This is a genomic window from Sphaerochaeta sp. UBA5849, assembly GCA_002432715.1.
Lineage (GTDB): Bacteria > Spirochaetota > Spirochaetia > Sphaerochaetales > Sphaerochaetaceae > Sphaerochaeta.
Genome location: DJGJ01000074.1, coordinates 21984 through 42808 on the forward strand (window position 1 = coordinate 21984; position 20825 = coordinate 42808).

The 20825-nt window shown below is 52.6% G+C and carries 17 protein-coding genes and 1 tRNA gene; 5 read left to right on the forward strand and 13 right to left on the reverse strand.

Features of this window, described 5'->3' with window-relative positions; genetic code table 11:
• Window positions 1-73: 73 nt before the first annotated feature.
• From B3K89_RS13320 to B3K89_RS13380, 13 genes are all read right to left on the reverse strand, one after another.
• Window positions 74-508, reverse strand: a complete 435-nt coding sequence (locus B3K89_RS13320; protein WP_293893330.1) for a C-GCAxxG-C-C family protein — start codon at window positions 506-508, stop codon at window positions 74-76.
• A gap of 5 nt (window positions 509-513) precedes the next feature.
• On the reverse strand, window positions 514-2223 hold the full coding sequence (locus tag B3K89_RS13325) for an ABC-F family ATP-binding cassette domain-containing protein (RefSeq protein WP_293893333.1): 1710 nt from the start codon (window positions 2221-2223) through the stop codon (window positions 514-516).
• Complete coding sequence (gene amrS / locus B3K89_RS13330; RefSeq protein ID WP_345907535.1) at window positions 2178-3140, reverse strand: AmmeMemoRadiSam system radical SAM enzyme; 963 nt, start codon at window positions 3138-3140, stop codon at window positions 2178-2180. Before amrS ends, B3K89_RS13325 begins: the two co-directional genes overlap by 46 nt.
• A complete protein-coding gene (gene amrA, locus B3K89_RS13335) occupies window positions 3124-3684 on the reverse strand; it encodes an AmmeMemoRadiSam system protein A (RefSeq protein ID WP_293893339.1) in 561 nt (186 codons plus the stop codon). The genes amrS and amrA overlap by 17 nt, the downstream gene beginning before the upstream one ends.
• A 1-nt stretch (window position 3685) precedes the next feature.
• The gene (gene amrB / locus B3K89_RS13340) at window positions 3686-4534 is read right to left on the reverse strand and encodes an AmmeMemoRadiSam system protein B (protein ID WP_293893342.1); all 849 of its coding nucleotides are present in this window, start codon (window positions 4532-4534) and stop codon (window positions 3686-3688) included.
• Window positions 4535-4682: 148 nt separating this feature from the next.
• The gene (locus tag B3K89_RS13345; RefSeq protein ID WP_293893345.1) at window positions 4683-7040 is read right to left on the reverse strand and encodes a glycoside hydrolase family 3 N-terminal domain-containing protein; all 2358 of its coding nucleotides are present in this window, start codon (window positions 7038-7040) and stop codon (window positions 4683-4685) included.
• A gap of 33 nt (window positions 7041-7073) precedes the next feature.
• On the reverse strand, window positions 7074-7919 hold the full coding sequence (locus tag B3K89_RS13350; protein WP_293893348.1) for a carbohydrate ABC transporter permease: 846 nt from the start codon (window positions 7917-7919) through the stop codon (window positions 7074-7076).
• Window positions 7916-8878, reverse strand: coding sequence for a carbohydrate ABC transporter permease (locus B3K89_RS13355; RefSeq protein WP_293893351.1), 963 nt, complete (start codon window positions 8876-8878; stop codon window positions 7916-7918). Before B3K89_RS13355 ends, B3K89_RS13350 begins: the two co-directional genes overlap by 4 nt.
• A 133-nt stretch (window positions 8879-9011) precedes the next feature.
• Entirely contained in the window at window positions 9012-10364 is a 1353-nt protein-coding gene (locus tag B3K89_RS13360) for an ABC transporter substrate-binding protein (protein ID WP_293893354.1), read from the reverse strand.
• 184 nt (window positions 10365-10548) lie between these two features.
• The gene (locus B3K89_RS13365; protein WP_293893357.1) at window positions 10549-11205 is read right to left on the reverse strand and encodes a response regulator transcription factor; all 657 of its coding nucleotides are present in this window, start codon (window positions 11203-11205) and stop codon (window positions 10549-10551) included.
• Entirely contained in the window at window positions 11202-13562 is a 2361-nt protein-coding gene (locus B3K89_RS13370; protein WP_345907536.1) for a substrate-binding domain-containing protein, read from the reverse strand. The genes B3K89_RS13365 and B3K89_RS13370 overlap by 4 nt, the downstream gene beginning before the upstream one ends.
• Window positions 13563-13612: 50 nt before the next feature.
• Window positions 13613-13966 carry a hypothetical protein gene (locus tag B3K89_RS13375; RefSeq protein WP_293893363.1) on the reverse strand — a complete coding sequence of 118 codons (354 nt, stop codon included), beginning with the start codon at window positions 13964-13966 and terminating at the stop codon, window positions 13613-13615.
• A gap of 184 nt (window positions 13967-14150) precedes the next feature.
• Window positions 14151-14223 (reverse strand) — tRNA-Met (locus B3K89_RS13380).
• Window positions 14224-14410: 187 nt separating this feature from the next.
• Here B3K89_RS13380 and trkA point away from each other — a divergent pair.
• The 5 genes from trkA (at window position 14411) to B3K89_RS13405 (ending at window position 20777) form a co-directional block, all read left to right on the forward strand.
• Window positions 14411-15787, forward strand: a complete 1377-nt coding sequence (gene trkA / locus B3K89_RS13385; protein WP_293893366.1) for a Trk system potassium transporter TrkA — start codon at window positions 14411-14413, stop codon at window positions 15785-15787.
• Window positions 15788-15793: 6 nt separating this feature from the next.
• Complete coding sequence (locus B3K89_RS13390) at window positions 15794-17251, forward strand: TrkH family potassium uptake protein (RefSeq protein WP_293893369.1); 1458 nt, start codon at window positions 15794-15796, stop codon at window positions 17249-17251.
• 106 nt (window positions 17252-17357) lie between these two features.
• Window positions 17358-17918: a TetR/AcrR family transcriptional regulator gene (locus B3K89_RS13395; protein WP_293893372.1), complete on the forward strand. Its 561-nt coding sequence runs from the start codon at window positions 17358-17360 to the stop codon at window positions 17916-17918.
• 61 nt (window positions 17919-17979) lie between these two features.
• The gene (locus B3K89_RS13400) at window positions 17980-19254 is read left to right on the forward strand and encodes a hypothetical protein (protein ID WP_345907537.1); all 1275 of its coding nucleotides are present in this window, start codon (window positions 17980-17982) and stop codon (window positions 19252-19254) included.
• A gap of 146 nt (window positions 19255-19400) precedes the next feature.
• A complete protein-coding gene (locus B3K89_RS13405; protein WP_293893378.1) occupies window positions 19401-20777 on the forward strand; it encodes a GntP family permease in 1377 nt (458 codons plus the stop codon).
• Window positions 20778-20825 lie beyond the last annotated feature (48 nt).

The window sequence follows — 20825 nt, forward strand, 5'->3', positions numbered from 1 at the left end:
AAATTGCATAGTTATACAAGTGGTTATGCAACAAAACCTGCACATAACAACCATGTATGTTGTGGTTATGCACTTAGTTGTTTTCTTTTATCGCTTTTTGCAACAAATTATGCACCATGCGTACAGCATCCTCAACACATCCGTCACATGTTTGCAACACATGGCCGGTTTCATCGCCAAGCAGATCCTTGCATACCAGACTTCCGTTCTTGTCCAAGAACTCTGTCAGGATTGCCGCCGACCGGCTGTAGGAAAGACTTTTCGTCCCCGCCTCGACGCTGCCTTTGCTGGTCAGCAGCCCTACGACGGCCACCGCCCCGCTTACAGCGCCGCAGGTAGCCTGATGGGCACCCATCCCCCCGCCGAAGCCTTCCATCACCGAGAAAAGGGTTTGTTCACTCAATCCCACCTCGTCGCAGAAGGTGCAGGCCACAGCCTGGGCGCAGTTGCAGCCTTCTTTACGCAACTGCATCGCTCGTTTCACATACTCTTCTTGCATGGCTTTCATTCTTGTCACTCCCTACCTGACTTGTGCAGGTAATAGGCATAGTCACCTTCATAGATGTTGAGCATCCCTTTATCCAACTCGAACACTCGGTTGGCCAGGTGCTTGAGAAAGTACCGGTCGTGGCTGACGATCATCAGCGTACCTTCAAAGCGTGAAAGGGCGTCAAGCAGCACTTCACGACTTTGGATATCCAAGTGGTTGGTCGGTTCGTCCAATACCAAGAAATTCACGGGAACCGCCAGCATGCAGGCCAGCATCACCCTGCTCTTCTCACCCCCGCTCAGCGTCCCGATTTTCTTGTCTACGTCATCGCCACTGAAGAGAAAGGAACCAAGCATCGAGCGGATGGCGGGGATGGTGGACAGGGGAACCCGATCGAACACCTCTTCAAAAATGGTCTTGTTCGGGTCGAGCACATCGCTGGAGTACTGGCTGAAGTAGCCCATATTCACACTGGCTCCGAGGGTGGCTTCCCCGCCCGAAGCCTCTGCAAGCCCGACAATAACCTTCAGAAGGGTTGATTTGCCCGCTCCGTTGATGCCGGTCAAGGCAATCTTGTTGCCCCGCATGACCACCCCGCTGATATGCTCGAAAACCGTATGCTCCCCACCCTGCGCTTTCGGCCAACGCTTGGTCAAATCCTTGAGGACCACCACCTGGTCTCCGCTGCGCGGACAGGGTGCAAACTGCACGTGCATGATCTTCGATTCGGGAGGAAGGGTGATCCGCTCGATCTTTTCCAATGCCTTTATCCGGGACTGCACCAAGGATGCATGGCTTGCCCGGGCTGCAAACTTGGCGATGAACTCCTCGTCCTTGGCAAACCTTGCCTGCTGGCGGTTGTAGGTTGCGATCAGTTGCTCGCGCCTGATCTCCCGCTCGCGGATGTAGAAATCGTAGTCGCCGCTGTAGCTGGTCACCTGAGCGTTCGCCACTTCGACGGTGCGCTTGCAGATGCGGGTCATGAACTGGCGGTCGTGGCTGGTCATCACCACATCACCCATAAAGGATGCGAGCCACGATTCCAGATAGATGATCGACTCAAGGTCCAAATGGTTGGTCGGCTCGTCCATCAGCAGCACATCGGGATTCAGGGCGAGGATCTTGGCCAGGGCAATACGCATTTTCCAGCCGCCGCTGAAGTGTTCAACCGGTTCATGGAACCGGTCGGGGCCGATACCCAGGCCGGTGAGAATTTCCTCGCTGCGCTGGGTCAAGTCATACCCGTCACGTGCAAGAAACTCAGTTTGAAGCTGCCCGTAACGCTCCATATCCGCATCGCTGAACGCTTGGTCGGCATCAGCCATCCGGTGTTCGAGCCGCTCGAGCTCCAAACCGATCTCATAGACCGAGCCCGAGCCCGCAATGACTTCCATCAATGCACTTCGGCCTTGCATCTCCCCGACATTCTGGCTGAAATACCCTATGACGGTATTGTTGTCGACAAGTACCTGACCGCTGTCGGGCTGCTCCTCACCGGCGAGCACCCGCAGCAGGGTTGTCTTTCCGGCGCCGTTTGGGCCCACCAATCCGATCCTGTCACCATTTTTTATAAGAAAATCTGCGTCCTTGAGAATGAAACGATCCCCATAAGCCACAGTCACACCACTCAGTTTTACCACCAGATACTCCTCGAAAAGCTGAGTGTAGCAGAAAATGGTTGTGTATGTCAGGATGGCCAACGGCCGTAGATTTCTTGATTGCAGGCGCTGCATCTGCCTTCTTTCAGTGTCTTGTCATACCGGATGGGAGCATGTCGTCTGTCGGACACCACCTGGGCGTGGCACCGGGGACAGAAGGTGGCCTGCTTTTGCTCGGAGTTGCCGGCATACACATAGTCGATGCCGAAGGACGAGACTGTGTTGATCATCTGCTGCAGATAGGATTCAGAAGTTGCAGGATCGGTTGCAAGGTAGCGGGGGAAGTAGCGGCTGAGATGCCACACCTGCACCCCCCTCCCGGCCAGTTGGCCTGCCAGTGCGCGGATGTGGGCCTCATCATGCTCGCTTTCCATGACCATGGTTGTGACCTCGACATGCGCTTTCTTGCCGACAAGGTATTCGATGGCATCCAAAACCGGCTTTGCACTGCCGTTGCATCGCCGTCGATAGAAGCTCTCATCACCCTTGAGGTCTATGTTGCAGGCATCGATCAGGGGGAAAATCCGCTCGAGGGCTTCTTCGCTGAAGGTGCCGTTGGTCACCATGATGGTCGAAAGACCCTTGCTCTTGGCCAAAGAGGCAACCTCAAGCATATAATCCTGCCAGACAAGCGGTTCGCTGTAGGTAAAGCTGATCGAGGGGCAGTTGCGCTCTACAGCCAGCGACACAAGCGCAGCTGTGTCGATTGCCTCGCCGGCCTGATGTTGATGATAAGAGCTCTGGCTGATGGTGTAATTCTGACAAAAGTCGCAGGCTAGATTGCAACCGGGCATCGCCAGCGACAGCGTCTTGCTTCCCGGAAGAAAATGGTAGAGCGGTTTCTTCTCCACCGGATCGACGGCCAAGGCTGCAAGGTGCCCGTACGCTTTGGTCACGATCCGGCCCTGCTCAAGTGTTCTTACCGAACAGATGCCGCTTTGACCTTCGTCCAGAGTGCAGTGGCGGTAACAAAAATCACAACGGCTCTTCACCGAACACCTCCGCTTGGAAGACTTCAAAACGGCAGGCTCTATCGAGGTACGCTTGAGGATACAAGCCCGCCTTGAGGGAGAGGTTTGACAACATGGTCGGCAGATCCCATCCTTGTTCGCTTGCTACCTGGGGTAAAAAGACTGCACGATGATAGCCGTGGGTGAGCAGCACCCCGTCGATTCCCACCCGTATGGCTGTCCAGTCATCGATGCTCTGCATGCTGCTCAAGAGGGATATCTCAATGACCAGATGGTCCAATTCATCCTTATTCACCGGATGAAACCGGGGGTCGCTGAAGGCCGCTTGACGGGCAAGCGAGGGAATCTCCTGAAAAAGGGGGCCTTTGCCCCACAGGTTTCCGATGCAGCCCCGTAAATTCCCCTCCTTGGTTTTCAGGGTGACGAAGCAACCCATTTCCAGATTGTACGGCCTCTCGTTGGCGGCCTTCAGTTTCTCGTACAACGGCATCTGACCATGTAGGAGTGTGCTTGTAATGGCTTCTCGGGCGAGCGCCAACAATTCCTTTTGCACCACGTGCTGCATATTACCTCCACAGGATGGTTGAATAGGCGACAAAATTTGCATCAGGCGATGAGCTGATATCCAAGGAGGTGTAGTAATCGGCTACCCACCCCCTGCTTTGCATGCGACTGGCAATGTAGCTGACCACCATGGCGGGAGCATAGCCGCATACCGTGCTTCGTTTTGAGGAGCAGAAGGCAAAAGCCTCTTCGATGCGCCCTTCGCACAGCAGGTGGGAAAGTGCCAGATCATCTTCCCTGACTCGCATCGGAGCACCGCTCTGGTACGGGGTATACCCGAAACGCGGGCCGTAATGGGTGAAATCGCTGCTGGCGATGAAGGCGGTCCTTCCTGCCTTGATCTCCTCTTCCCCTACTTGTGCAACCAGAGCATCACCGATGGACTTCACCGCCTGAGGTTGGGAGAAGTGACTGATCAGGGCAAGGGTCACCTTTGGCCGAGGGGAAAGGCTCGCAATATAGGGAAGCACCATCTCCAAGGCATGCTCGCTCTGGATTGCTGAGAAGTACTTATCTTGGGCGTTGTCCAGGTTTTGACTTTCCAACATGCCGAGCGGTGTCTCCAAACCATCCAAAGGTGCACTGACCAGACAGTCAGGACTGAGGTTCGCATAATGGCTTGGGGCGAGGACGACCAGCCTCTGGATTTTTGAGAGGTCTGCAGCGAAGAAGGGGGCGATGCCTGTCTTCGAATAAAACAGCCCTGCATGGGGAAGCACGGCAAACCGGCATGGACAGTGCTGGTACGTAGTATTCTTGAGCACCGTCTCAATCGATTCGCTGATGAGAAGCTTGAGTGTCTGCTGATCGGCAGGATACCAAGATCCTGCAAAGAGTGCTTTCCGTATCATCGTGTCCAACTCCTTTGGTACCTGCTTCCATCATAGTCCACCCATGGGAGAATGCAAGGCCGCAAGCAAGAAAAGAGGCAACTTGCCTGATTGCGTGACCTATCAGACAAGTTGCCAAACGTGGAGGTAAAAACAACAAAAAGGAGAATCAAGACACCGAAACGATGGAAACAGAGGAGAGACAGCGCCACGATTTGGGAAGTATTTTATTCTCACCAAGGATTGATAGTTCACTGGCAAAGACGATATCATCGCTGCTTTTTCCGACAAGCAGGTCGAAGCTTCCGGTCTCAAGCACCCGCTCCATGCGTTCCCCGATGAACGAGAAGAGGTCTGCAGGAAGGGTGAACAGCACCTTTTTCTTCTCTCCCGGCTGCAGGCTCACACGGGCGAACGCCTTCAGTTCCTTCACCGGCCGGACTATCGAGGCTACCTTGTCGTGCATGTAGAGCTCAATTACCTCATCACCGCCGACAGGGCCGGTGTTCTCCACGTGCAGGCTTACCTTGAATTCACCGCTCGTGGAAATCTGGCTTTGCTCAACCTGGAAGTCAGACCATGCAAAGCGGCTGTAGGAGAGCCCATGACCGAAGGGGAACAGGCAGCCGAACTGCTTCTGGGTCGGCAGTCCGCCTGCTTTCTTGTGATGGTTGTAAGCATACGGCATGGCCCCTACCGATTTGGGGAAGGAAAGTGGAGTACGGCCGCCGGGGTTGTTCAATCCGGCAAGGGTCCGGGCGATCGCCTCACCCCCGCCTTCTCCAGGAAGCCAGGCGGCTAGAATCGCACTGGCATCACGTACCGCCTTATGCATGGTGTAGGGTCGGCCGCTGACAAGAACAACGACAACCGGCTTGCCGGTTTCCAGAACTTGGTTCATCAACTGCTCCTGCACCCCGGGCAAAGTGAAGCTTGATGCATCGGAGCCTTCACCAACGGTCCCCTGCCCGAACAGGCCCGCCAGGTCACCGACAACCAGGACGGTTGCATCGGCCTTGCTGCTGGCCTCGCAAGCCAGCTTGATCCTGCTCAGATCGCTGCTCAGCTCATGAGCATTCCCACCTTCCTCTTTTTGCACGTCCCCGGGGAAGAAGATTGCGCGTTCGACATTGCTTTCATAGAGCATGCAGCCGGGCTCAAACAACACGTTGTCCGGTCCCATCACCTCTTCCAAGGCTGAGCGTATGGTCTTTGCCAACACCGGAACGGTCTCCTTCGGACCATGGGAGCCTTGCAAGTGCACCGGCGCGGCATACCCTCCGAACATCGCATAGGGGTGGTCGGCCAGAGCGCCGATGAGGGCGATTTTCATCCCCCTCTTCAACGGCAGGGTGCCATCGTTTTTCAGCAGCACCAGCGATTTTTCCGCCACCTCCCTGGCAAGTATATGATTCTTTTCAGAACCAATTTCGATTGAGTCCTCCTGGATGTAGGGTTTTTCGAACAGGCCTTGACGAAATTTCTCTTCCAGGACCTTGAGCACCGACCGGTTTAGAGCCGCATCGGTCACCAACCCGCGATAGAGGGCTTCAATGAGTCCTTCCTTGAAAACGGTGAAGCCCGGCAGTTCGATATCCATGCCGGCATTAAAAGCCAAGGCAGCGGCCTCGGCCATGTCATTGGCGACATGGTGGTCGTTGACCAACTGTACAATTGCCTCATAGTCGGCGACTATCAGGCCGTCGAAACCCCACTGCTTTATGAGCAGGTCCGTTATCAGGCTGTGATTGCTGGTACAGGGAATGCCGTCGATATCATGATAGGCAGGCATTACAGACCCCGGCCGGGCGTTGCGGACAACCATTTCGAACGGAAGGGCGAAGGTGTTGCAAAGTTCCCGCATCCCGCAATGCACCGGAGCATGGTTGCGCGCCCCCTCGCTGAACGAGTGGCCGACGAAGTGCTTCAGTGTTGCCAAAGGCGTGCGATTCGGTCCCTGCAGGCCGTTCACGTACTTGATGCCCATGACGCCGCATAGATAGGGATCCTCGCCGAACGTCTCCTCCAGGCGTCCCCAGCGTGCATCGCGGGCGACATCCAGTACAGGAGCAAGCCCTTGATGGATTCCCAGGCTCCTCAGCTCATCGCCGATGGTAGAGGCGGCACGCCCGATCAAATCAGGGTCCCAGGTTGCACCATAGTTCAGTGCCGAGGGGAAGACGGTGGCCCCCTTGACCATCGCCCCGGTCAGACACTCCTCATGCAGCATGGCTGGAATTTTCAAGCGGGTCTGCGTCACCAAGTAGTGTTGGAGTGTATTGATGGCTTTTGCCTGTTTGCGCGGATCGTTGGCCATGGTACCGAACGGTCTGGTGAGCTGGCCGACGCCCTTGCCCAACACCTCTTGACATACATCACCGGCCCGTTGATCCTTCTGTCCATACTCTCGAACGGAGAAACTTCCGTCCTCGCGTATTTCCAGCCAGGCGGATACAAGTTGGGCCACCTTCTCTTCGATGGTCATGCTGTGCAAGAGCTGCTGCGCCCGTTCCCTATTCTGCTGCATACATCCGAACTCCTTGTAACAATATAGAGGTTCCTACTCCTTCAGCGCCCCGAGTGCAACGCCGGCAATAATGTACTTGCTGAGCAGGAAGTAGACGACAAACAGCGGCAATACCGTAAGAGCCAAGCCCAAGTAGACCGAACCGTATTCAGTTTTGTAGATATCACCACGCAGCAGGCTTACCATGATCGGCATGGTATACTTTTCCCTTCTGGTCAAAATGATCATCGGAATGAACAGGTTATTCCAGTTTGTCACAAACGTAAAGATTGCTTGTGTGGCCATTGCAGGCTTCATGATCGGCAAAATTATGCGGTTGAAGGTATAAAACTCGCCCGCCCCGTCTATTCTGGCTGAATTCACGATATCCAACGACAGCGTTGCCATGAGATACTGACGCATGAAAAAGACCATCGCAGGGGCAGCAATGGAGGGAAGAATCAGGGGCCAAAGGCTGTTGACCCACCCGATTTTATACATCATCTGGTAGAAACCAATGCCGGTAACCTGGGCCGGGATCATCATGATCGCCAGGATGAAGGAGAAGAACGGCTGGCGAAGTTTCCAGGTATACGCCACCAATGCGTAGGCGGTAAGCGAGGAGAAGTAGACTGCACAAAGCGTTGCTCCGCTGCTTACCAGCATCGAGTTCATGAAGCCGACTGCCGCATTGAAGCTCTTGCCATTGAGAATTTTCCAGTTGCTGAACAGGAAAGTGGAAGGAAACAAAGCAACAGAGTTCTGTTGGATTTGGTACGTACTCCTGGTTGCATTCACAAACATGAGCCAGAACGGGAAGATGCTTAAAATCGAGAGAAAAATACACACGACATAAATGATTGTCTTGGTTATGTTGGTTGAGGTTTTCAAGCTTTTCATACCGATGCCTCCCGCTTCAATACACGCACGCGTGCCCGTTCCTGTTTTCTGAGTTTCTGTTCGCCCCTGTCGCGCATGAGATAGAACATCGCAATGGAGAGGACGACGATGATCAAGAACATCAGCATGCTTGCCGCAGCAGCACGATTGTAGAGATAGCTGCCGCTGAAGGCCTGATTGTGGATGAAGACGCTTGCAGTAAGGGTGGCATTATCCGGTCCTCCCCATAGATAGAGCTTGGGGATATCGTACATCTGAAGACCGCCGACCATACTGGTGATCAGGACATAGAGCAGAATGGTTTTCAATCGCGGAAGAGTGATTTTGAAGAAAATCTGGGTCGGGGTGGCGCCATCCACCTCGGCAGCCTCAAACAGGGTTGGACTGATGCCCAGCACGCCTGCAATGAGCACGATCATGGAGTTGCCATACCACATCCAGAACTGGATGAAGGCGACAACGCCTTTTGAAGTCCATTCCTGCATATGGAAATTGGCAGGAGCATCGAGGATTCCCAAGGTCATGAGCAAGTCGTTCACCGGTCCTTTGGGATAGCCGAAGAGGGAGTTGAACAAGATGGCTATGGTAGCCGCAGTAATGATGTTGGGCATGTAAATCAACACTTTGAAGATGCCTTGGCCCTTGACCTTGAAGCGGCGGTTGGTGAACCAGGCAGTGAGCAGCAGAGCCAGCAGGATTTGGGGAATGAAGTTCATGATCCAAATCACCGCAGTATTCACCACGGATTTCTTGAACGTATCATTGGCAAGGATCAATTTGAAGTTCTCAAAGGGATCGTCAAGAAAGGTGAATGTAGTGCGTCCCAGGCCCCTGAGGTCGGTGAATCCGATGATTACGGTGTAAATGGTCGGGTAAAGCGAGAAAATGAGATAGGCAAGCACAAATGGGATGGAAAAGTAGTACCCGTACTTTGCATAGTTGATGCCTTTCTTGCGCATGGCGTTGTTCCTCCAGTAAGTGTCAGGGTGCATCGAAGCCTGCAGGAAAAGAGAATTTCCATCCTAGCGATGCTGTTTTGCAGAAGAATCCAGGTGCAGGCCGGACAGCCCGCACCTGGAAGTCAACACTCCCTTAATAGGCGCTGATCGCGAGGTTGTCAGCAACCTGCTTCTTGAAATCGGCCAGGGCAGCTGCACGACTCTTGTTGCCTGCGCTGTAGGAACGAACCTGGTCACGCCAGTACATGTTGATGGTCTCATCATACTGAGTCTTGTTCTTTCCGGTAGCAAAAGCGCCTGCGGGTACGAATACGTCAAACATATTCTGTCCACCCAGGAATGCCAAGGTGCCGTCGCTCTTCTTCATGACCGTGCCGGAGGCGACAGTGTCCTTGGTTCCGCCGGGACCATTGAGGGTTCCGTTGGCCCAGTAATACTGCAGACCGGTGTCGGAGCTGTCGAGCGTGATCCACTCGATGATTTTGCCCACTGCATCCTTGACGGGGCTGTTGTTGTTTGCAATAACCCATGTGCCGCCCCAGAAGAAGCCTACCGGAGGTTCGCACACGGCCCAGTCGCCATAGGTGCCTTCACCGGGCTTGGTTCCGCCGCTGTTGCCGGCCATGACGTAGTTGATGAGCCATGCAGGACCGAAGAAACCGAACACCTTCTTGGCACCGGCGTCTTTCATGTCGGCAAACCAAGCATCGGTCCAGTCACGGGTATCGTTGTGATAGCCCTTGTCGACCATGGTCTTTGCAATGTCAAGGAAATCCTCGCGTGTCTTGTCGACATAGAGCTTGCCGTCGACAATCCATCCCTTCGGGGAGGAGCCTTCGATGGCGTGCCAGATGTCTCCATCACCGCTGATGATGGCGTAATTTTTCTTTCTCAGGTCTTCAGCAGCTTGGAAGAACTTCTCCCAACCCGGACCGACCTTGGTCTTGATTACTGCTGGATCGTCGGTTCCCCATACGTCTTTTGCAATGGAGCGGCGATAAATGAATGCACCACCGGTAGCCTGATAGCCCAGACCAACGAGCTCGCCCTTGCTGTTGCTTCCGATTTCTACGGTATAGGGAGCGATATCGGCTTCCTTGAGCTTCTTGTCTACATCGATGCCCAAAGACTTGTAGGGAGCTGCAAAATGAGCTGCATCACCCTGGGTGTACTTCAAGACGAATGCCGACTCTGCACAGTAGATGTCGGGAGCGTCTTTCCCACCGGATGCCAATGCCTGGTCGAGTGCCGGCTGGTAGGCACCGTCGGTGGTGGCGATGATGGTGGTGTTGATTTCATAATCGAAATCAGGATTGAGCTCTTTGTACTTTTCGAGCATCTTGGGCACTTCATCGGTGAAGCTCCAAAGATTGATGACCTTTCTCTCAGGAGCCTTGGCGGCTTCAGACTGGCCGGCTGCGAACAGCGAGAGACTCATGCAGACGATCAGCAGCATACTGACGATAATGCGCATGTTCCGTTTCATACAGATTCCTCCTTACATTGCATATGTCCAAGACATATGGACGATTTCCATGCAGGCCGCCCTGCTTTCGTACAACGCTTGTACTGAACAGAGGCTCCTACAACCATCATGCTAAAAGAGGCGGTGCGAGAATGACACTGGGTGTTTGTCTTGACTTTGACTAGGACATTTGTCCTATGTTTCTTCACCGTTCATTGCTTGTGACCCACTGAATTGCAAACCTGCGCAGCGAGCCTGCATCGTCGATCGACAACTTTCGGCGGATGTTGTCCCGGTAGACATTGATCGTCTTGACCGAGAGGTTTAGGTTGTGTGCAATCTCCGATACCCCGAAGCCCTGCCCAAGCAGCTGCAGCACCTCCATCTCCCGGATGCTCAACAACTTTACCAGATCGATTTCTTTCTTTGAGTCCTGAAGAAGCATGGTATCGAGCATGCGTTCCCGCATGTCCTTGGACAGGTAGATTTTTCCTTTGAGCACCATCTCGATGGCATCGAGCAGCGAGGACGCTGCCTCCTGCTTCATCACATACCCCTTCGCCCCCGCCTTCAGGGCGCTGGAGGCATAGATGATCTCGTCATACATCGATACGACGATGCAGGAAATCTCAGGGCGGGTCGCTTTCAAGGTCTTGACCAACTCAAGGCCGTTCTCCTGCTGCAGGGAGATATCCACCAATGCCACATCCACCTCGATGGACTCAAGCAACGAAAGAGCCTGAGAGATTGTGGTGGCCTCGGCGGTCACGGTATAGCGGCGTACATTTTCTATGACACTGGCAAGACCCTGCCTGAACAAGGGGTGGTCGTCGACCAAGAGGAATCGTACAGGATGGTTCATGCATGGTTCTCCTTCAGTAGTACGCTTACTGTCGTACCCTCTTCGCTGCTCTCGATGGACAGCCGGGCATCAGCCATGGCTGCACGGTTGCGCATGATTCTCAGCCCGAGTCCGCGCTTTTGCAGTTTCTTGGGCAGTCCGGTCCCGTCATCGCTTACAGTAAGGCAAAGCAAGGTTTCTCCGGTTTCGCTGACGGTTTTACCGGATGAAATCTCTATATGGCGTGCATGAGAATGCTTGATTACATTCGTGAGAGCTTCCTGCACGATGCGAAAGAGGTTGAGCTCCCGATCGGCACCCTCGATATGGAAAGCAGGATCTACATTCACATCAATCTCCACCTCGGCATATCGAAGGCTGTCGGCTACCAAGACCTCCAGACGCTTCTGGAAACTCGAAGGCTCCAAGTCGAGCGGCATCAAGCCGCGACTGATGGTCTTGATTTTGCTTATTGCCTCACTCAGGTGTTTGCTGATCATCTCAAAATCTTCCTTGGGATCACCTTCCTTGTTCGAAAGCCGCTGCTTGGCGGACGACGCCAACAAGGAGATGCCCAGCAGGTATTGGCACAGGTCGTCATGCAGGTCCTGGCCGATTCGTTCCATGGTCTTATTTGAGATTTCCATGACCTCCTGCTCAAGCTCGGTTCTTCGCCGAATCTCTGAAAGCAGGTCCTGGGTTCTCACCCTCACCTGCTCCTCCAGATTTCTCTCATGCTTGCGTATTTGCTCGAGCAGCAACGAGCCTTTGAAGGTACTGCCAACCTGCTCCTGCAATACATCATACAGAGCGGGCATCACCATGCCGAAGGGAACCAGCAAATAGCCCAGCGGCTCATCGGTATACACAAGCGGGAGCAGGACCCAGCGTCGTTGCTTCCACTGCTTTCCCAAGACCGGGGGAAGAATTTCCTCTGCCGGATACGGCTCGGCAAACGCCTGTTCGTTGTCCAGGTCCTGGACGGTCATCAACAATTGCACTTGATCGGAGTGATTGAGGAACTGGACCAGATACCCTTCGTGTATGCCGAACAAATGGAGGCTTTGCTTGAGATTGATTATCAATTGCTCAAGTTCGAAGGTGCCGCTGAGCATGGCGCTCACCTTACGCAGTGAGTCAAACGAGCTCTCGACAGCCACCCGCTTTGCTGCCTGAAAGCGTCCGATCTTGTCACCGATCAACGCCCGGGCGGCTCCGATGAGCATCGCCTGGGTCTTTGGGCTCAAATCGCTTTCCACACTCGTTTTGTATTCTATTACAGAAAGATACTCATTCCAGCGGTGCATCGAGCCGCTTTCGCTTGCGGTTGCATCGAGTGCCCGATTGAGACGGAATATCATCTGATGATAATCGCCGAGGCGCATCAGGCGCAGCAGGTCCTGCACCGCCAGTCGCTCCGATACCGTTGCATAGCTGGGCAGTTCATGCAAACCCGGGGTATAGCTGACATGGGGATTGCATCCACATGACTCCCTGATCACTGCTTCACAGGCAAGGGTGATGTGCTCCTCTTCCCCTCCCGCCATGATCCTGTCCAGTACATCAATGGCAAGCACGCCCATCTCATAGAGCGGCTGGACGACGGTTGTCAGTGGGGGAAGCGTATAGCGGGACGGGTCCAATCCATCGAAGCCGATGACCGACACGTCGTCAGGCACCTTGATCCCCAATGAAGCCAGCTCTTCCAAGGCCCCCTGGGCCATCCAGTCATTAAGGCAGATAAGACAGTCGAACGTTCGATGATTGTCCAACAAATACCGAACTGCATCATGCCCGGCTACATCGGTAAAGGTTCCGGGCATAATCATATCAGGTTCAATTGCAATATCATGCGCCTTTAGCTCCTCGATGCAGGCATGCAGCCTTCGTATCGATTCCTCATGGGTTTCGGGCCCTTTAAGGATGGCGAACCGGCGGCGGTGGTGAACCTCGATCAGGTGTTGCACCAGTGTGGCAATGCCCTCCTCGCCCTCCACGGTGATATCACTCATTCCCTGCATCCTCATGCCGATGGAGACCCGGGGCAATGCCGACCAAGGGGAGAAGAACTTGTTCAAGTCGACTGTTGTGAAAAAGGTGGCCAACGAGGAAGCTATGATGATCAGTCCATCGATATTCTTCTCGCTGGCGATATGGTAGGCAAGGTTTGACGATGCTTCACTTGCAATCGGCGAGCCAAGGCGGGAACCAATAAAGGAAATCGTACCGATATTGCGTTTCTTTGCTTCCTGCTCCATGGCATGCCAGAGCGCCGATTGGTACTCATCGTCCAGATTGGCGGTAAATATTCCGATGCAACGTTGCTTGGACTGCAAAATACGCTCCTTGGCTGTGGCTTTTCTTTCATCATACCGCATGGGACAGAGATTGCAATGTTAGGGTTGTTGCTGGAACAAAGCGTATTTTATCAGTATTTCTTACCGGTAAGCATATCGTAGTGAAGAGCAAGAGAAGCCTTCTGTTCGCCTACTTGCAGAATCAGCTGAGAGCCGTCCAGTCTGCAGCAGTGATAAAGCAGCTTCCCATTGGAACCCTTGAGGGAGAGTCCCTGGATCAAGGATTGGACATCCTGGCTGCTTTTGCCAACCCGCCTGCCGGTAAAAGGACAATACATGGGTTGGATATGAACCGATGAAAAAACCGAATCATCATTCTCCAGCGATATGGTGAGGCGCATGTCCATATGATAGGAATAGGCATATACGGCAAGTGAATGCTTGGCATCCACCGCGAGTGCAAGTGCAGGCGTGTTTTCGTCCATATTCTGGTATTGTATCAACATATACAAATCTTGTCAAAAGTATGAGGGCAAATAAAAAAGGAAGGCAACCCGCCGTGTGACCAATGTCACCTCAACAAGTTGCCCAAAAGCTTGGTAGAATCAGGAATCACCGTCCTGCTGTGTACCTTTGTACATTCAACAGTCCATTCATCAGCCAACTATTTAGCAGGGGTAGGACTCGGACCTACGACCTTCGGGTTATGAGCCCGACGAGCTGCCAACTGCTCCACCCTGCGTCGAATTTCCTACCAACTATAGGGGAAATGGAAAATCTTGTCAACTAGAAATATGAAAAAGCATTTGATTTCCATTATTTCCTAACTATATATCAAGTTAGTATCCTATATTCGTAACAAACCCAAGGCCTTTAGCTTTTAGGAAGGTTCTGCTATCATCATGGGGTAGCATCGCAATTTCCTGAAAATGGAAAGGAAGGAGCTTGATACGAGCAAGAAGGTAATCATCCTGGGAGCAGGAAGACGCGGGTTGGGATTGGCGAAACAGTTGATCGTCGATGGCAAGGATGTGGTGATGATCGACAACTCCCATGAACGCATCGAAAGTGCCGTCACCAAGCTTGACTGTTTGGGAATTCTGGGCAACGGCACCGATATTGCAAAGCTCATGGAAGCCGATATCGAGCACGCACAGGCGTTCATCGCCGTAACCAACAGTGATGAGATAAACCTCGTCTCCTGCGGTTTGGTGTCCTCCTCATATCCACAGGTAAAAACAGTAGCAGCAATCCGTTCTCTCATATACACTGGTGCCGACGGACTGAAGGAAGGCCTTCTGGGTATCGACTATATCGTCAATCCCAATGCAGAAACCGCTAAATCCATTTACAAAATCATAGAACAAGGGGTCAATGGCAACGTTCTAGGCTTTTCCAATTCCAAGTTGCTCCTCTATAATTTTTACATTGAACCATTCAGCTCGTATGTCGGCTCAACCATCACGGAGATGAGAAACAAGCTTCAAGCTGAATTTGTCATCGCCTCCATCAACCGCAGAGGCTTGGTCATCGTCCCATCGGGCAATACGACCATCCAGGCACGCGACACCCTATCCATTGTAGCAGAATCAGAGGAAGTCACCGACATTCTCAAGACTGTTGGACAACTGCAAAAACGGCCGAACAACATGGTGCTCGTAGGTGCCAGCAGGATAACAAGAGCGTTGCTGAACCGAATGAGCCCGGCCATGCGGTCCAAGGTGGCTGTCGTAGACCAGGATGAGGAGGTCTGCCGTTCTTTCAGCGAACGCTTCCGTGAAATCCTGGTCATCAAGGCCGACATCACCGATGAGGATATTATGGCCGAGGAGCAGCTCGGCTCGTATGACCTGCTCGTTGCCCTCACCGACAACGATGAGTTGAACATCATTACTGCAAGCTATGCCAAACGCATCGGGGTGGATCGATCGATCGCCTTGATCAAGCAGAACAACAACTATACCCGTATGGCCAGCTATCTCGACATCGATGTTGTCATCTCCACCACCGATACCACCGTCGAATCTCTACTCCGATATTTGAGAGGAAAGAGTGTAACGAGTGTTCATTCGTTGTTCAACGACCAATTGGAAATCTACGAATTCATCGTCAGTAAGGATAGCTTGGTGTGCAACAAGCAACTGAAGGATATCAATATGAGAAAGAAAGCCATTGTGGCAGGTGTGACCGACAAAGAGGGCAACAGCTCTATTCCCACCGGCCTTACCACCCTGAAGGAAGGGGATACCGTATTGGTGGCCGTCATGCGCGATTCGTCTGAATTCATTCAAAAGCTTTTCGGGTAACAGTATATGATCAATTGGAGACTTGACCTTCGCCTGCTTGCCTACATAGAGCTCTTCATCGGTATCTTAATGCTCATTCCCACCGGTCTTGCCTATCACTATCAGGAAGCAGACGCTCTGCAAGGCTTTCTTATAGCATACCTTGCCATTGCGATGTTCTGTTCCGCCATATTGCTGGTGATCAGGCAACCCAAAAGCAAGGCTATGTATGCCAGGGATGGTTATCTGGTAGTCACCCTTACCTGGATAATCTCAACAGCTTTTTCTGCAATCCCCTTGGCGGCAAGCGGAGCCTATGTCGACTACAGCAGTGCATATTTTGAAATCATGAGCGGCTTCACCACCACCGGGGCAACTGTTTTGCCCGAAATCGAAAGCCTGCCCAAGGCGATACTCTTCTGGAGGTCTCAGACCAACTGGCTTGGAGGTATGGGAATCGTCGTGCTCTTCGTGGCCCTGCTTCCGGCTCTGGGCGTCAGTGGGACACTGCTTGTCGGAGCAGAATCGGTTGGTCCCACCAAAGACAAGCTGACACCGAAAATCAAAAACACCGCCCTGATTCTTTGGTCCATTTACATTGGCTTCTCCTGCATGGAAACGATCCTGCTTTTGCTCGGAGGACTTTCCCTCTACGATGCCGTAACGGTCACCTTCTCCACCATGGCTGCAGCAGGATTTTGTGTAAAAAACTCCTCGATCGGAACGTTCGGAAGCGCCTACGTCGACATTGTAGTCACCTTGTTCATGCTGATTAGCGGAGCCAACTTCGCTCTGTACTATAAGGCACTCAGTGGAAAAATCTCTTCGGTGTTGAAGGATGGGGAGCTGAGGGTGTACCTGGGCATTTGGGCGGTGGTATCGCTTCTGGCCGCGATGAAGCTTTTTTCCACCAACACCTATGCTTCATTCGCCCAATCGCTGCGGTACAGCACATTTCAGACTGCATCCATTCTTACCACCACAGGCTTTGCAACCGCCAATTACATCAATTGGCCCGCTTTCTCCCAAGTTCTGCTCTTTTTGCTGTTCTTCGTAGGAGGATCGGCTGGATCAGCAGGCGGTGGTGTAAAAGTGATTCGCATTGTAGCCCTTTTCAAGATGGGAAGGGCGCAGATAAAGCACAGGATTCACCCAAGGGGGGTCTTCCAGGTCAGGGTGGGACAGACCACCTTCCGTGAAGACCTGTTGGTATCCATCGCAACCTTCTTCGGTGTGTACATCCTCACCGGCGTGGTGGGAACTGTGGTGATTTCGCTCAGTGGAGCCGATCCACTTACCAGCTTTGCGGCCTCTTTCCTCTGCTTGGGCAACATCGGCATCGGATTTGGAGACGTCGGGCCAACCGGTAATTTTGCCTTCCTCCCCGCTTGGATCAAGTGGTTCTGCTCATTTCTCATGCTCGTCGGCCGATTGGAGCTCTTCACTGTCTACGTCCTGTTCTCAAAACACTTCTGGAAGCATTGACCTATCCAATTCATACCACTTGCCCCTCGGGGTATTGACTGTATCGTCTATATATATTACATATGTTATATATCTTTTGTTATTACTTACTGAGGAGGGATACAGAATGGCACCAAGACAGAAAATCACCAAAGAAATGATTCTCGAAGCCACGTTCCGCCTTACCCGGGAGCATGGTTTCGAACATGTCAACGCCCGCAGCCTGGCCGCAGAACTTGGGTGTTCGACGCAACCAATTTTCAGCCGCTTCGAAACCATGGATGAGTTGAAGAAAGCTTTCCATGCTTATGCAGCCAAGTATTTCGATCACTATGCCGCACAGGCAATGCAGGGCGGCGATTCATTTAGAAAACTTGGTGAATGCTACATTAATTTCGCCCGCAATGAGAGCAACCTGTTCAGGCTCTTGTTTATGAGCGAGGTGATGGACCTCCATGGATTTTCGCATATGTATGATGATCCGGAAAATCTGGAGGTCGCACAAAACCTATCGACTGCGATGCATATCAGCTTGGAGTCGGCAAAACGTTTCTACATGAAAATGTTCATTTTCACCCATGGCATCGCCTCGATGGCCGCAACCGGGTTCGTCCGATTGGAACCTGGCGAGGCCGAGAGCATCCTCGCTGAGGCCCATATTGCTTTTACTGCACAGCACACGAAATAAGGTAGGAAATTGAATGCTAGCTATCGGTATTTTTTTTGGACTATGTGGCTTGGAAGTGGTGATGTATGCCACAGAAACAAGAAATCGAGAACGCTGGGGACAAAACACTCCACGCATACGCATTACTCTTTTCTTACTCTTTGTTCTGCTTGTCACTGTTCGAATCATTCCATGGGGATTTGCGTGGTATGGCTTGGGTGCTCTGCTTGCCATCAGGGCATTGATTTCACTGCTTGTCTTATTCCGGAGAACATCACCGAAAGCCCAGAAAAAAGGAAATGCTGTTCGCAATCTGGTGGGCGGCACCATGCTTTTTGGGTTGGCTGTAATTCCGCTGCTTCTTTTTCCCCGTTCCACCCCTTTGCAACGAACCGCAAGCAATGCGGTTGGTACAATGGTTTATACCTGGATTGATGAAAGCCGTGAGGACTCGTTCACAGCTGAGTCGGATTATCGCAAGGTAACTGTACAGTTTTGGTATCCTGCCCTCACCGCAGAAGAGAATGCACCCGTATTGGAAGGACCTTTCCCCTTGGTCGTATTTTCCCACGGTGCCTTCGGCTATAGAATGAGCAATCATTCCACCTTCATGGAATTGGCTGGCAACGGGTATATCGTTGCAAGCATCGACCATACGCATCAGGCATTCATGACCAAAGAAGCGGATGGAACGGTAATCCTTGGCGACAGCGGATTCATCCGAACAGCCATGGATGTGGAGAATGGAAAAATCACAGGTGAAGAACTCTATCATCTACAAAAAGATTGGATGGCCTTGCGCTCCTCCGATATGGCATTCGTACTGGATCAGATAAGGAAACAGGTTGCCCTTCCAACCTCCAACGAAGTCTTTCACCAGTTGGATATCGAGCGAATCGGGGTACTCGGACATTCGATGGGTGGTGCAACCGCAGCGTGGATTGGACGCGAGGACGACGCTATCGATGCAGTAATTGTACTTGACGGTACGCTGATGGGCGAAATCGTGGGTTTCGAGCAGGGAAAGGAGGTAGTGACCGATGTTCCCTACCCCAAACCGATATTGGATGTATTCAACGAAAGCCATTACGAAGATGCAAAATCAATAGGCTTGGACTACGCAAATATGAGAATGCAGGAACATGCTTCCAAGGCATTCCAGCTGGTCGTCAACGGTTCAGGGCACCTGAATTTCACTGACCTCCCCCTCGTTTCGCCCTTGCTTGCTTCCTTGCTGGGTACCGGCAGCGTTGATCCTCGCTATTGCATGGAAATCACCAATGCCGCGGTACGGGAATTTCTCGACTACCATCTCAAGGGAGAGGGTACTGAAAGCCTGCCTTTCAGAAGGGTCTAGCATCATCTTATCGTACTTGGGCATATGACAAATGGTAAAGCAACTGATTCAATTCATCCTTTTTTTTAGGTACTGGATATACGACATAGTTCTTTCTTTTGTCCATACCGGTGGTATACTGGATGAAAACCATGAGGAGGTTGTTCATGTCTGGAATTGCATTGATCATCACGTTTGTGATCGCCATCGCGATCATGATCCTGGCCATCTCGAAATGGAACGTCCATCCGTTCCTCGCACTGATGGGAGTCTCCCTGCTCCTTGCCATTGTCATCGGCCTGCCCCTGAAAGACATTCCTGGTGTCATAGGTTCCGGTTTCAGTGGAATTTTCAGCAGCATCGGTATCGTCATCATCCTTGGAGCCCTCATCGGCACTATCTTGGAGAAGACCGGTGCAGCACTGAAACTTGCCGAAATGGTCGTTCGGCTCGTAGGGCGCAAGCATCCGCAGCTTGCCATGGAAATCATGGGCTGGGTGGTTTCCATCCCCGTGTTCTGTGACAGCGGCTTTGTCATTCTCGACCCCATCAGAAAGGCACTTCGCAAAAAGACCCAGTTCTCGTCGGTTGCCATGACCGTAGCCCTTTCGGCCGGTTTGTACACCAGCCATGTTCTCATTCCCCCTACTCCGGGCCCGATAGCTGCTGCAGGAACTTTGGGAATCGGGGACAACCTGTTCATGGTAATAGTCATTGGGACTCTTGTTTCCATTCCCTCGCTTGCCATTGCCTACTTTTATGCCAACTACATCGGCAAGAGAGTGAAGAGCGCAGAGGATTTGAGCGAAGATGATGAAGGTGTCGATTACGACACCCTGCTCAAGAGTTTTGGAGACCTACCCAACGGATTCCTCGCCCTTGCCCCGATTCTCATGCCGATTCTTGCAATGGCCCTTGGTTCGCTCTCCGCCGCTCTGAAGTGGAAAGGTGCCGCTGCCAGCTTCCTGGCCTTCATCGGCACACCGATCATCGCCTTGACCATCGGCTTGTTGTTCGGCATTTTACTGCTTGTCCAACGCAGCGAAATGAAACACTTCAACAACATGACCACCGAAACATTGAAGGTTGTCGGCCCGATCCTGTTCATCACCGCTGCCGGTGGAGTATTGGGAAAAGTCATTGCCAGCGCTGGTTTTGTCGTCTACATGCAGGAACATGCAGCCGGTTTGGCGACTGTCGGAATCTTCTTCCCGTTCCTCATTTCGGCCATTCTCAAGACAGCACAAGGCTCCTCCACAGTAGCCATCACCACCACTGCCGGCATTATGGGCAGTATCGCCGAAAGCTCTTCCATGATGACAGCCCTTGGGCTTGCAAGCCCGATGGCCGCTGTCTTGACAGTCATGGCAATCGGGGCAGGCTCGATGACGGTCTCCCATGCCAATGACAGTTATTTCTGGGTGGTAACCAACTTTGGAAAGCTCAAGCCGGAGGATGGGTATAAGACCCAAACGATGGTCACGTTGCTGCAAGGTTTGGCGAGCATCATTTTCATCTGGCTTTTATCCCTCATTTTGTTGTAACATACTGATACCATGGGGGCTTCGGCCCCCACACCAGTGAGGAGCCCG